The sequence below is a fragment of the Pseudomonas sp. FP2335 genome (assembly GCF_030687535.1).
Taxonomy (GTDB): Bacteria; Pseudomonadota; Gammaproteobacteria; order Pseudomonadales; family Pseudomonadaceae; genus Aquipseudomonas.
This window is the reverse complement of sequence record NZ_CP117437.1, coordinates 4,052,964-4,066,836: the sequence shown is the minus strand read 5'-3', so window position 1 is coordinate 4,066,836 and position 13,873 is coordinate 4,052,964. Positions and strand designations below refer to the sequence as shown.

Here is a 13,873-nt window from a genome sequence, read left to right as displayed (position 1 = left end):
GCTATTCCAGCAAGCGCCTGAACGCCTCAATCGGCAACGGCCGACTGTGCAGATACCCCTGAAACACATGGCACCCCAACCGTTGCAGGAACGCCAACTGCTCCAGGGTTTCCACGCCCTCGGCAATCACTTCCAGGTTCAGGCTGCGAGCCATGGCCACGATGGCGCGGATGATTTCCGCGTCGTTCGGGTCGTGAGTCGCATCGCGCACAAACGACTGGTCGATCTTCAGTGCGTCCACCGGCAGGCGCTTGAGGTAGGTCAGCGATGAATAGCCGGTGCCGAAATCATCCATCGCGAAGCTCACGCCGAGCTTTTTCAGGCGGCGCATCTTGGCCACGGTGTCGTCCAGGTTCTGGATCACGATGCCTTCGGTAATCTCCAGTTTCAGCAGGCTGTAGGGCAGGTCGTGCTCATCGAGGCTGTGCACCACGCGTTCAACGAAGTCGTTCTGGCGAAACTGCCGGGGGCTGATATTCACGCACAGGCTGAAGCGCAACGGGTCTACCAGGCCGTCAGAGATCAATTGCTGAAATGCACCGCAGGCCTCATCGAGAATCCAGGTGCCGACTTCCAGGATCAGCCCGCTGTCCTCCAGCACCTTGATGAACTCGGCAGGGGACTGCGCGCCCAGTTGCGGGTGCTGCCAGCGCACCAGGGCTTCGGCGCCGATGATGTGGTTGCCGCGTGCATCGACCTGGGGTTGGTAGTGCACGCTGAATTCGCCGCGTGACAGGGCCAGGCGCAGGTCGGTTTCCATGCGCAGGCGTTCGCTGGCGGTTCTTTGCATGCTGTTGTGGAACATCTGCGTGGTGTTGCGCCCCGAATCCTTGGCGCGGTACAGGGCGATGTCGGCGCGCTTGAGCAGGTCGGCCGGCGTCGAGCCATGGTCGGGGATCAACGCTACGCCAATGCTCGGGGTGACCTGCAGGCGGTGGCCGTCGAGGAACATCGGCTCCGAGAGCAATTCACGCAGGGTGTCGGCCAATTCCTGCACCTGGGTACTGACCTGCGAACGCGTGCCGTCGAGGCCGCTGAGCAGTACCACAAACTCATCGCCGCCCAGGCGGGCCACGGTGTCTTCCATGCGCACGCTGGCTTCCAGGCGGGCGGTGACGATTTTCAGCACAGTGTCGCCGACCGGGTGGCCAAGGGAATCGTTGATGTGCTTGAAGTGGTCCAGGTCCAGGAACAGCAGCGCGCCTCGCAGGTTGTGGCGCTTGAGCAGGGCGATCTGCTGGCTCAGGCGGTCCATCAGTAGGGCGCGGTTGGGCAGGTTGGTCAGCGGGTCATGGTAGGCCAGGTGGCGGATCTGCGCCTGGGCATTCTTCAACAGGCTCACATCGCGGGCGGTCAGCAGCAGGCACGGCGTTTCATTCAGGGTGATCGGCTCGACCGAAACTTCCACCGCCAACACATCGCCGCGCTTGTTGTGCCAAAGCATTTCCAGGTGGTGGATGCGCCCTTTGATCTGCAATTCAGCCAGCAGCGCCGAGCGTTGGTTTTCATCAGCCCAGATGCCGATTTGATACAGCGTGAGCCCGATGGCTTCTTCCGCGCGGTAACCCGTGAGGCGGCAAAAACCATCGTTGACCTCGACATACCGACCGGTGTCGCGCTCGGTAATGGAAATGGCGTCGGGGCTGGAATGGAACGCCTTGGCGAACTTCTCTTCGCTGGCCTTGAGCGCGGCTTCCGAGCGTTGCTGCTGGGTGATGTCGCGCAAGGTGGTGACGATGCACGGTTGGTCGCCGACCTTGATCAGCCGGCTGGCGATCACGCAGGTCAGGCTTCGCCCATCCTTGTGGCGAGCGGTGATGGCCACATTGTTCAATGACTGTTCGCGAATCACCCGCTCGATGCGTTGCAGGCGCTTGCTGGAGTCGTCCCACAGGCCGATCTGCTCGGCACTTTTGTCGAGCACTTCGGCCGCGGTCCAGCCAAAGGTCTGGGTAAACGCGGGGTTGATTTCGATAAATACGCCGCTGTCCAGGCCGGTGACGCAGATCGGATCGGGGCTGGCCTGGAACAGGCTGGCGAATTTCTCTTCGGAGGCGCTCAGGCGTTGCTCGCGTTCGACCTGGTCGGTGATGTCCAGCAGGGTGCCGGCCATGCGCAATGGCGCGCCCTTTTCGTCGCGGTAGAGGCGCGCGCGGCTTTCCAGGTAGCGCGAACTGCCGTCCTCCATGGGCACGCGGTAGGTCAGTTGGTAGTTGCCGGCCGGGCCTTCGCGCAGGGTGCGATAGGCATTGCGCATGTTGTCGCGTTCTTCATCGGGCATGCCTTCGAAAAACGCGTCGAAGGACTCGTGGAACGGCTCGGGCGGCAGGCCGTGCAGTTGCGCGGCGCGAGCCGAGCCGTAGAGCATGCCGGTGGGAATGTGCCAGTCCCAGGTGCCCAGTTGCGCGGAATTGAGCGCCAGGTCGAGGCGTTCCTGGCTGTCCTTGAGCGCCTGATCGGCGTTTTTGCGTTCGGTGGTGTCAAGAAAGGTGCTGATCAGATAAGCCTCACCCTCCAGTTCGACCTTTTGCGCGCTGAGGGTGCCATCGTGGATCTGGCCGTTGCTGGCGCAAAACTGCACCTCCATGGTGATCGGCTCGCCCTTGCGCTGAGTAGCCTTGACCAGCTGCGCGCGCTGCTCGGGATGGCGCCACAGGCCCAGGTCCAGGGTGGTGCGGCCGATGGCATCGGCGACCGGCCAGCCGAAATGGATCTCGAAATACTGGTTGGCTTCACTGATCAGGCCGTCGGCCTGGCGGGTCAGCAGCACCATGTTCGGGCATAGGTGAAACAGCGTGGCGAAGCGCTTTTCGGAGTGGCCGAGGGCGGTTTCCCGTTCACGCTGCTGGGTGATCTCACGGATCACCCCGATCATCCGACGCCGCCCGGTCTTGTCCGGCGCCAGGCTGCCGTTGATTTCCAGCCAGTGATAGCTGCCGTCGGGCCACTGGATGCGGTGGCGCATCGCCTGCTCGAACGGTTCGCCGGCCAGCACCGCATGAAAGGCCCGCACGACCTTGGCGCGGTCGGCCGGGGCGAGCAGGTCGAGGTAATCCAGGTCTTTGGGCAGTGGCGCGCGCGGGTCGAAGCCGAACAGCGCCTGGGTCCCCCGTGACCAACTGATCCTGCCGGTGTCGATTTCCCAGCACCATGCCCCCAGCCGGGCACCGTTGAGGGCTGCCAGCAATTGCGGGGCGCTGTCCCAGCTCTGTTCCGCCTCTTGGGGGTCTAGAGCGTAAATGCGGGGCAGGGGTGGCACGGAATCGACGGGATTGCGCATTATCAAAGGGCCTTGGCTCAATGGGCGTAAGGCGCGGTTTCACGTAAACCTGAGGCCGCACGGCTTCATGCCGGTATTCCTGGCAGATCGACCTGTGCATCCAATAGGCTCATGAAAGCCCGCGCTGCGTTCGACAACGTCCTTTCGGTGTGCACGATATAGCCTAGCTGGCGACTGAGTTGTATGCCCGGTAAAGCGATGCTCGCCACCTGATCATCCAGCATGGTGCGCGGCAAGACGCTCCAGGCCAGGCCGATGGACACCATCATCTTGATAGTTTCCAGGTAGTTAGTACTCATCGCGATGTTTGGCGTCAGGCCCTGGGCTTCGAACAAGCGCCTGACGATATGGTGTGTAAAGGTGTTGCCGCCGGGAAAAACCGCCGGATGACCGGCAATATCGGCCAGGCTGACGTGGCCGTTGCTGGTCAGGCTGTGCTCCGGCGCCACGACAAAATCCAGCGGGTCATCCCAGACCGGGGTCGCACGCACCAGGTGATGGGGGTCGGGCGCGAGGGTGATCACCGCCACCTCGGCGCGGCCGTGGAGGATTTCCTCGTAGGCCACTTCCGAATCGAGGAACTGAATATCCAGCGCCACGTTCGGGTATTTGCGGGTAAAGGTGCGCAACACGGGCGGCAGGCGGTGCAGGCCGATGTGGTGACTGGTGGCCAGGGTCAGGCGCCCGCTGACTTCGCCGGTCAGGTTGGTGAGGGCGCGACGGGTGTCGTCCAGCACGTTGAGAATCTGATAAGCCCGTGGCAATAGGGCCCGCCCGGCCTCGGTCAAGCCGACTTCGCGGCCCAGGCGGTCGAACAGGCGCACCTTCAATTGTTGCTCCAGGCCGGCAATGCGTTTGCTGATGGCCGGCTGGGTCAGGTGCAGGCGCTCACCGGCGCCGGAGAAGCTGCCGGTCTCGGCGATGGCAATAAAGGCATTGAGGTTGGCCAGGTCCATGGTTGTATTCCAGTTGGTAATCCAAAGCATAAAAAATATGAATTTGAGTTATTTAATGTAGCGCCATACCATCAGCCTCACAAGCCAAAGGGTTATTGAAATGCCCAGGGCATAGAAAGACCGATGATGAGGACCGACTGATGGCCGGCAAAACGCTTTACGACAAACTTTGGGATTCCCATGAAGTGAAACGGCGCGACGATGGCTCGTCGCTGATCTATATCGACCGTCACATCATCCATGAAGTGACCTCGCCACAAGCGTTCGAAGGCCTGCGGCTGGCAGGGCGCAAGCCTTGGCGCGTCGACTCCATCATCGCCACCCCGGACCACAACGTACCGACCACCCCGGAACGCAAGGGCGGCATCGACGCGATCGTCGACACCGTGTCGCGTCTGCAGGTGCAAACCCTCGATGACTACTGCGACGAATATGGCATCACCGAATTCAAGATGAATGACGTGCGTCAAGGGATCGTCCACGTGATCGGCCCGGAGCAGGGTGCAACCTTGCCGGGTATGACTGTGGTCTGCGGCGACTCCCACACCTCCACCCACGGTGCCTTCGGTGCCTTGGCCCACGGCATCGGCACGTCCGAGGTGGAGCATGTGTTCGCGACCCAGTGCCTGGTCGCCAAAAAGATGAAGAACATGCTGGTGCGCGTCGAAGGCCAATTGCCGTTCGGCGTGACCGCCAAGGACATCGTCCTCGCCGTGATCGGCAAGATCGGCACCGCCGGCGGTAACGGGCATGCCATCGAATTCGCCGGCAGCGCGATTCGCGACTTGTCCATCGAAGGCCGCATGACTATTTGCAACATGTCCATCGAAGCCGGTGCCCGTGTGGGCATGGTGGCGGCGGACGAAAAGACCGTTGAATACGTCAAGGGCCGCCCATTCGCACCGACCGGCGCAGACTGGGACGCTGCCGTCGAAGCCTGGAAAGACCTGGTCTCCGACGCCGACGCGGTGTTCGACACCGTGGTCGAACTCGATGCAGCACAGATCAAGCCGCAAGTCAGCTGGGGCACCTCGCCGGAAATGGTCCTGGCCGTCGACCAGAACGTGCCGGACCCGGCCAAGGAAGCCGATCTGGTCAAGCGCGGTTCCATCGAGCGTGCCCTGAAGTACATGGGCTTGCAGGCCAACCAGGCGATCACCGACATCCAGTTGGACCGCGTGTTCATCGGCTCCTGCACCAACTCGCGGATCGAAGACCTGCGCGCTGCGGCGGTGATCGCCAAAGGCCGCAAAGTCGCCTCGACCATCAAGCAAGCCATCGTGGTGCCGGGTTCGGGCCTGGTGAAGGCACAAGCCGAAGCCGAAGGCCTGGACAAGATCTTCCTCGAAGCCGGTTTTGAGTGGCGCGAGCCGGGCTGCTCGATGTGCCTGGCGATGAACCCGGACCGCCTGGAGTCGGGCGAGCATTGCGCGTCCACCTCCAACCGTAACTTCGAAGGGCGCCAGGGCGCCGGTGGGCGTACCCACCTGGTCAGCCCGGCCATGGCTGCTGCGGCGGCCGTCAACGGTCGTTTCATCGACGTTCGCGAATTGATCTGAGGAATACCCGATGCGTGCTTTTACCCAACACACCGGCCTTGTCGCCCCTTTGGATCGCGCCAACGTCGACACCGACCAGATCATCCCCAAACAGTTCTTGAAGTCGATCAAGCGCACCGGTTTCGGCCCGAACCTGTTCGACGAGTGGCGCTACCTGGACGTGGGCTACGCCTACCAGGACAACTCCAAGCGCCCGCTGAACAAGGACTTCGTACTCAACGCCGAACGTTACCAGGGGGCCAGCGTGTTGCTCGCCCGCGAGAACTTCGGTTGCGGCTCCAGCCGTGAACACGCGCCGTGGGCCCTGGAAGAATATGGCTTTCGCAGCATCATTGCGCCGAGCTATGCCGACATCTTCTTCAACAACAGCTTCAAGAACGGCTTGCTGCCGATCATCTTGAGCGACGCAGAAGTCGACGAGTTGTTCAAGCAGGTGGAAGCCGAAGAGGGCTACCAGCTGACCGTCGACCTGGCCGCGCAAACCGTGACCCGTCCGGATGGCAAGGTGTATCACTTTGAGGTCGATGCGTTCCGCAAGCACTGCCTGATCAACGGCCTGGACGATATTGGCCTGACCTTGCAGGACGGCGATGCAATTGCCGCCTTTGAAGCCAAGCACCGGGCCAGCCAGCCTTGGTTGTTTCGCGATGCCTGATTTGATGTAAGCAGGACTGGCCCTTTCGCGAGCAAGCCCGCTCCCACATTCGACCGAGTTCCTTCAGTTGAAATGCGGCCAAATGTGGGATCGGGCTTGCTCGCGAAGACGGCAGCACAAACACCATAAGTCCCAAGGAAACCCTCATGACCAGCACCGCCCACACCCAAGTCGTGCAAAAACAATTCGGCGAACAAGCCTCGGCCTACCTGAGCAGTGCCGTGCACGCCCAGGGCACCGAATTCGCGCTGCTCCAGGCCGAACTGGCCGGGCAGGGCGCTGCACGACTGCTGGATCTGGGCTGCGGTGCCGGTCATGTGAGCTTTCACGTCGCCCCTCTGGTTAAAGAGGTGGTGGCCTACGACCTTTCCCAGCAGATGCTCGATGTCGTCGCGGGCGCTGCAAACGATCGGGGCCTGGACAATATTCGCACCGTCCATGGCGCCGCCGAGCGCCTGCCGTTCGCCGATGGCGAGTTCGACTTCGTGTTCAGCCGCTACTCGGCGCACCACTGGAGCGACGTCGGCCTGGCCCTGCGCGAAGTGCGCCGGGTGCTCAAGCCGGGCGGGGTAGTGGCGTTTGTCGATGTCTTGTCACCGGGCAGCCCGCTGTTGGACACTTACCTGCAAACCGTCGAAGTGCTGCGCGACACCAGCCACGTACGCGATTACTCCGCCGCCGAATGGATGCAGCAGCTCAGCGAGTCCGGCCTGCATGTGCGTAACAGCAGCCGCCAGCGCCTGCGCCTGGAATACACCTCGTGGGTCGAGCGCATGCGCACGCCCGAGGTGCTGCGCGCTGCCATCCTTGAGCTGCAACGGGCGATGGGCCAGGAAGTGCGCGATTACTACGAGATTCAAGCCGACGGCACCTTCAGCACCGACGTGCTGGTGGTGTTTGCCGAGCGCTGAGCAATTTTTCCCGACCTGCCCGCGGGCGGGTCGCTTGATGAAATGAGGAACCCATGAGCAAGCAGATTCTGATTCTCCCTGGCGACGGTATTGGTCCGGAAATCATGGCCGAAGCGGTCAAGGTGCTGGAGCTCGCCAACAGCAAGTACAGCCTGGGCTTTGAACTGAGCCACGACGTGATCGGCGGCGCCGCCATCGACAAGCATGGCGTGCCACTGGCCGACGAAACCCTGGACCGCGCCCGCGCGGCCGACGCCGTGCTGCTCGGCGCCGTGGGTGGCCCGAAGTGGGACAAGATCGAACGTGACATCCGCCCTGAGCGCGGCTTGCTGAAAATCCGTGCGCAACTGGGCCTGTTCGGCAACCTGCGCCCGGCGATCCTCTACCCGCAGCTGGCTGACGCGTCGAGCCTCAAGCCGGAAGTGGTCGCGGGCCTGGACATCCTCATCGTGCGTGAGCTGACCGGCGGTATCTACTTCGGCTCGCCACGTGGCGTGCGCGAGCTGGAAAACGGCGAACGCCAGGCCTACGACACCCTGCCGTACAGCGAGAGCGAAATCCGCCGTATCGCCCGTGTCGGTTTCGACATGGCCCGTGTGCGTGGCAAGAAAGTCTGCTCGGTCGACAAGGCCAACGTGCTGGCCTCCAGCCAACTGTGGCGCGAAATCGTCGAAGAAGTGGCCAAGGACTACCCGGATGTCGAGCTGAGCCACATGTACGTCGATAACGCCGCCATGCAGTTGGTGCGTGCGCCCAAGCAGTTCGACGTGATCGTTACCGACAACCTGTTCGGCGACATCCTGTCCGACCAGGCGTCGATGCTCACCGGCTCCATCGGCATGCTGCCGTCGGCGTCCCTGGACACCAACAACAAGGGCATGTACGAGCCTTGCCACGGCTCGGCGCCGGACATCGCGGGCCAGGGCATTGCCAACCCGCTGGCGACTATCTTGTCGGTGTCGATGATGCTGCGTTACAGCTTCAACCTGAGCGAAGCGGCGGATGCCATCGAGAAGGCCGTGAGCCTGGTGCTGGATCAGGGTTTGCGCACCGGCGACATCTGGTCGCAGGGTTGCACCAAGGTTGGGACGCAAGAAATGGGCGACGCAGTAGTCGCCGCGCTGCGGAATCTGTAATCTCTCGGGCCCGCTTGCAGTTGTTGCTGCAAGGCGGCCCACTTTTTAACAAGGTGTAGTTGCGATGAAACGTGTAGGTCTGATCGGTTGGCGCGGTATGGTCGGTTCCGTGCTCATGCAGCGGATGCTGGAAGAGCAGGATTTCGATCTTATTGAGCCGGTGTTTTTCACCACTTCGAACGTTGGTGGCCAAGGCCCGTCCGTGGGCAAGGATATTGCCCCGCTCAAGGACGCCTACAGCATTGAAGAGCTGAAGACCCTCGACGTGATTGTGACCTGTCAGGGTGGCGACTACACCAGTGAAGTCTTCCCCAAGCTGCGTGAAGCCGGCTGGCAGGGTTACTGGATCGATGCTGCATCGAGCCTGCGTATGCAGGACGACGCCGTGATCATCCTGGACCCGGTGAACCGCAAGGTCATCGACCAGCAGCTGGATGCGGGCACCAAGAACTACGTCGGCGGCAACTGCACCGTCAGCCTGATGCTGATGGGCCTGGGTGGCTTGTTCGAAGCCGGCCTGGTCGAGTGGATGAGCGCCATGACCTATCAGGCGGCCTCCGGTGCCGGTGCGCAGAATATGCGTGAGCTGATCAAGCAGATGGGCGCGACCCACGCGGCTGTCGCCGATCAACTGGCCGACCCGGCCAGCGCGATCCTCGACATCGACCGTCGTGTGGCTGAAGCCATGCGCAGCGATGCGTACCCGACCGAGAACTTCGGCGTGCCGTTGGCCGGTAGCTTGATCCCGTGGATCGACAAGGAACTGCCGAACGGCCAGAGCCGCGAAGAGTGGAAGGCCCAGGCCGAGACCAACAAGATCCTCGGTCGCTTCAAGAGCCCGATCCCGGTGGATGGCATCTGCGTGCGTATCGGCGCGATGCGCTGCCACAGCCAGGCGCTGACCATCAAGCTGAACAAAGACGTGCCGATCGCTGATATCGAAGCGTTGATCAGCTCGCACAACCCATGGGTCAAGCTGGTGCCGAACAACCGCGACATCAGCATGCAGGAGCTGAGTCCGACGAAGGTCACCGGTACCCTGAATGTACCCGTGGGCCGTCTGCGCAAGCTGAACATGGGCAGCCAGTTCCTGGGCGCGTTCACGGTTGGCGACCAACTGTTGTGGGGCGCGGCTGAACCGCTGCGTCGCATGCTGCGGATCTTGCTGGAGCGTTGATCGCTTGAGGCAATCAGGAAACCCGCGTTCTGGTGACAGGCGCGGGTTTTTTGTTGTGCTTTCGGGCCTCTTCGCGAGCAAGCCCGCTCCCACATTTGATTGCATTTCAATTGGAGAAACTCGGTCGAATGTGGGAGCGGGCTTGCTCGCGAAGAGGCCATCAGCGACACCCCAAGACCCGGTCCAATTGCCTCACCCCCAACCACCCGGTAAAGTGCCGCTCCCCCCGCAATGCCCGAGGCAGCCCCCATGACCCAGACCTTTGAAATCGCCGTGATCGGCGCCACCGGCACCGTGGGTGAAACCCTGGTGCAGATCCTCGAAGAACTGGATTTCCCGGTGGGTACCCTGTATCTGCTGGCTGGCAGCAACTCGGCGGGGGCATCGGTGCCGTTTCGCGGCAAGAACGTGCGGGTCAAGGAAGTCGACGAGTTTGACTTCAGCAAGGCGCAGCTGGCGTTCTTTGCAGCCGGGCCGGCCGTCACCCTGAGTTTCGCCCCGCGCGCCACGGCGGCCGGGTGTGCGGTGATCGACCTGTCGGGTGCCTTGCCTGCCGAACAGGCGCCGCCGGTGGTACCGGAGGCGAATGCGCAGGTTCTCAAGGGCCTGAAAAAACCCTTCCAGCTCGCCAGCCCGAGCCCGTCCGCAACCAACCTGGCGGTGGTCCTGGCGCCATTGCGTGGCTTGCTGGACATCCAACGCGTGAGCGTCACCGCCAGCCTGGCCGTGTCTGCCCAGGGGCGCGAAGCCGTCAGCGAGCTGGCGCGGCAAACCGCTGAACTGCTGAACGTGCGCCCGCTGGAGCCGAAGTTCTTTGATCGGCAAATGGCCTTCAACCTGTTGGCACAAGTCGGTACGCCAGATGCCCAAGGTCATACAGCCCTTGAGAAGCGTCTCGTACACGAACTGCGCGCGGTGCTGGAAACTCCTTTACTAAAGATTTCCGCAACTTGCGTTCAAGCCCCGGTGTTTTTTGGCGATAGCCTGACAGTGTCATTGCAGCTGGGTGCCGCGGTCGACCTTGCCGCCGTCAACCGCGCACTCGACGCAGCGCCGGGTGTAGAGCTGGTGGAGGAGGGTAATTACCCAACCGCTGTTGGCGATGCAGTCGGGCAAGACGTGGTGTATGTCGGACGGGTTCGCGCAGGTGTGGATGATCCGTCGGAACTAAATCTGTGGCTGACGTCAGATAACGTACGCAAAGGCGCGGCACTGAACGCCGTACAGCTGGCACAGTTGTTGATAAAAGACCTTGCGTAAAAGATACTTGGCGGCAATTTGTAGATTGATTCTAACCAGGCGCTATGCTTGGCCCCAAGCTGGAAAAGTTGCGCGTCGGTGACCTATCGGCTCGCCATGCCTAATGGCAGCGGTTACCAACCTTCTCGCAGGCCGGGGAGTGTTCAAACAAAGGATGAGGCTATGGTTCAAGTTCGCAAACTGGTGTTAGCAATAGCGGCCGCCTCGGCGCTGTCCTCCGGTATGGCGCAGGCGCTGCAACTTGGGGAGATGACCCTCAAGTCGAAGTTGAACCAGCCCTTGTCGGTGGAAATCGAATTGCTTGATGTCGGCGGCCTCACGGCGTCCGAGATCACGCCGAGCCTGGCTTCCTCCCAGGCGTTTGTGGATGCGGGCGTGGATCGCCAGGCGTTCCTCAATGACCTGACGTTTACTCCCGTGATCAACCCCAGTGGCCGCAGCGTGGTGCGCGTCACCTCCAGCAAGCCGCTGCCGGAATCCTACGTACGTTTCCTGTTGCAGGTGCAGTGGCCCAATGGTCGCCTGATGCGCGACTACAGCGTGCTGCTTGATCCCGCCAAATTTGAACAACCGGCAGCTGCCGTCCCAGCGCCGCGCTTGTCGGCGCCGGCGAGTGCCGCGCCCGCTGCACCTGCCGCCCCTGTTGTAAGCAAGCCGAACCAGCACACCACGACTTCTCGCGACACCTTGTGGGAAATTGCCGCGAAGAACCGCAACGGCGGCTCGGTCCAACAGACCATGCTGGCGATCCAGGCACTTAACCCTGGCGCCTTTATCGATGGCAACATCAACCGCTTGAAGACCGGCCAGGTCCTGCGCCTGCCGGATACCGTACAAAGCACCGCACTGCCACAGCCACAGGCGATTGCCGAAGTCACCGCGCAAAACGCTGCCTGGCGCCAGGGCCGTCGCTCGGCGACCAATCAAGTCGCGGGCAAGCAGCAACTGGATGCCACCAAGCGCACCCAGGCGGGCAATGCGCCGTCGAGCACCACGACCAAGGACAACCTGAGCCTGGTCTCGGCCGAGTCCGCCAAGAAGGGCGCAAAAGGCAAGGCCGCTGACGGCCGCGCCCTGAGCGACAAGCTGGCGATGACCCAGGAAGAGCTGGACACCACCCGTCGCGACAACGCCGAGCTGAAAAGCCGTGCGGCGGACCTGCAAAGCCAGTTGGACAAGCTGCAAAAGCTGATTCAACTGAAAAATGACCAGTTGGCGCGTTTGCAGGCTGAAAAAGGTGATCCCGCAGCGGCAGCTGCAACGGCACCCATCTCTGCACAATTGGCTGGCGAGCCGGCCGCGGCGACGCCTGCTGCTCCGGTAGCGGCGCCTGTTCCTGCGCCTGTCCCGGCGGCGCCTGCGCCTGAGCCGATCAAGCCTGAAGCGGCACCTGCCAGCGCGGATGACAAATTCAACGACCTGCTGACCAATCCGGTGGTGCTGGGTGTGATCGGTGGCACGGCGGGCCTGGTGGTGTTGTTGCTCCTGCTGCTGTGGGCGCGCCATCGCAATGCCCGTCGCGAAGAGGAAAAGCACCTGCGCATGGCCCGTGCCCTGGCCGAAGAACCGGTATTCACCTCCGATATTGACCAGGATCTGCCACCGGACAGCTTCGAGGGTCTGGAAGTCCCGCCGCCGAACGTCAAGCTGTCAGCCGCTCCGGCGCCTGTGTCTGCCCCTGTGGTCGAGCAGACAGTCGTGCCAACCGTCGCCTCGGTGCTCTCGCCGCTGGCAGTGGCCGTTGCCCCGGTCAACGCCAACGATGCGCTGGCCCAGGCCCAATCCCTTGTCGACCGCGGCCATCTGAACCAGGCCGCCGACGTATTGGAGCAAGCGATCAAGCACGAACCCAAGCGCAGCGATTTGCGCTTGAAGCTGATGGAGGTCTATGGCCTGCAAAACGACAAGGACGGCTTTGTCACCCAGGAGCGCCAGCTGGTAGCCAACGGTGAGAACCATGCCCAGGTCGAGCAGCTCAAGTCGCGCTTCCCGGCCATGGCCGTGCTCGCGGCGGGTGTCAGCGCCGCAGTGGCCGCCGCCGCCCTGGACGCTCAATACGTCAAGGACCTGCTGGAAGACAAGCCGGTGGCACCGGCACCGGCGCCAGAACCTGAGGCCTTCGAGACTGATTTCGACCTGAGCCTGGATGAATTGGAAGCCGCTTCGCCTGCCAGTCTGGACGATGAGTTGAGTTTTGAGTCGGTGCTGCAACAGCAGACCGAAGCCAAGGCCAGCCCGGACGACCTGTCCGACTTTGATTTGGACCTGCAACTCGATGAGCCGGCTTCGGCGCAGGCCGATGACGACTTCCTGTCTGGCCTCGAAGAGCAGATGCAGGATGTGCCTGCCGTCGAGCCGCCAACCCTGACGCCCGCTGCGTTGGACGATTTTGACCTGCCGGAAGACTTCGACCTGTCCCTGGCCGACGAGCCTGAGGCGCCAGCCAAGCCTGATGCCTTTGCGTCCGAGCTGGATGACGTCAACGCTGAGCTGGATCGTCTGTCCCAGAGCCTGGAGCATCCGCCTATCGAGCCATCCTTCACCGCTGAAGATGCGGCGCTGGGTGGTGATGAGCCGGAATTCGACTTCCTGTCTGGAACCGATGAAGTAGCGACCAAGCTGGACTTGGCCCAGGCGTACATCGACATGGGTGATGCTGATGGCGCGCGGGACATCCTGTCCGAAGTGCTGACCGAAGGTGACGAGTCTCAGCGCGGCGAGGCCAAGGAAATGCTCGGCCGCATTTGAAGGGCAACGAAAATCCACTGTGGGAGCGGGCTTGCCCGCGAAGGCGTAGTGTCAGTCAATGATGTCGTGACTGAGTGACTGCCTTCGCGAGCAAGCCCGCTCCCACATTTGGGCGGTCATCTTTATAATGGCCGCCTTTGCGTAACTCATCAGGCTCTCAGTTCTTGGCAAATATAGATAACGCGGCCGCC

General features: G+C 62.2%; 9 protein-coding genes. 7 read left to right on the top strand and 2 right to left on the bottom strand.

Translation table 11 applies throughout. From position 1 onward, the window contains the following. Position 1: 1 nt before the first annotated feature. On the bottom strand, positions 2-3,280 hold the full coding sequence (locus PSH81_RS18195) for an EAL domain-containing protein (RefSeq protein WP_305391236.1): 3,279 nt from the start codon (positions 3,278-3,280) through the stop codon (positions 2-4). Between the two features lie 65 nt (positions 3,281-3,345). Beyond that, on the bottom strand, positions 3,346-4,236 hold the full coding sequence (locus PSH81_RS18190; protein WP_192296843.1) for a LysR family transcriptional regulator: 891 nt from the start codon (positions 4,234-4,236) through the stop codon (positions 3,346-3,348). 140 nt (positions 4,237-4,376) lie between these two features. On the opposite strand from PSH81_RS18190, the gene leuC reads away from it, so the two are divergent. The 7 genes from leuC to PSH81_RS18155 all read left to right on the top strand — a co-directional run bounded on the left by leuC (position 4,377) and on the right by PSH81_RS18155 (position 13,682). Next, complete coding sequence (gene leuC, locus PSH81_RS18185; protein ID WP_305391235.1) at positions 4,377-5,795, top strand: 3-isopropylmalate dehydratase large subunit; 1,419 nt, start codon at positions 4,377-4,379, stop codon at positions 5,793-5,795. A gap of 10 nt (positions 5,796-5,805) precedes the next feature. Next, the gene (leuD, locus tag PSH81_RS18180) at positions 5,806-6,450 is read left to right on the top strand and encodes a 3-isopropylmalate dehydratase small subunit (protein WP_015884976.1); all 645 of its coding nucleotides are present in this window, start codon (positions 5,806-5,808) and stop codon (positions 6,448-6,450) included. A 146-nt stretch (positions 6,451-6,596) separates the two neighbouring features. Next, a complete protein-coding gene (locus PSH81_RS18175; RefSeq protein ID WP_305391234.1) occupies positions 6,597-7,361 on the top strand; it encodes a class I SAM-dependent methyltransferase in 765 nt (254 codons plus the stop codon). Between the two features lie 53 nt (positions 7,362-7,414). After that, on the top strand, positions 7,415-8,497 hold the full coding sequence (gene leuB, locus PSH81_RS18170) for a 3-isopropylmalate dehydrogenase (RefSeq protein WP_021491199.1): 1,083 nt from the start codon (positions 7,415-7,417) through the stop codon (positions 8,495-8,497). A gap of 64 nt (positions 8,498-8,561) precedes the next feature. Continuing rightward, positions 8,562-9,674, top strand: a complete 1,113-nt coding sequence (gene asd, locus PSH81_RS18165; RefSeq protein WP_192296839.1) for an aspartate-semialdehyde dehydrogenase — start codon at positions 8,562-8,564, stop codon at positions 9,672-9,674. Between the two features lie 249 nt (positions 9,675-9,923). Further along, complete coding sequence (locus PSH81_RS18160) at positions 9,924-10,934, top strand: aspartate-semialdehyde dehydrogenase (protein ID WP_305391233.1); 1,011 nt, start codon at positions 9,924-9,926, stop codon at positions 10,932-10,934. A gap of 162 nt (positions 10,935-11,096) precedes the next feature. Further along, entirely contained in the window at positions 11,097-13,682 is a 2,586-nt protein-coding gene (locus tag PSH81_RS18155) for a FimV/HubP family polar landmark protein (RefSeq protein WP_305391232.1), read from the top strand. Positions 13,683-13,873 lie beyond the last annotated feature (191 nt).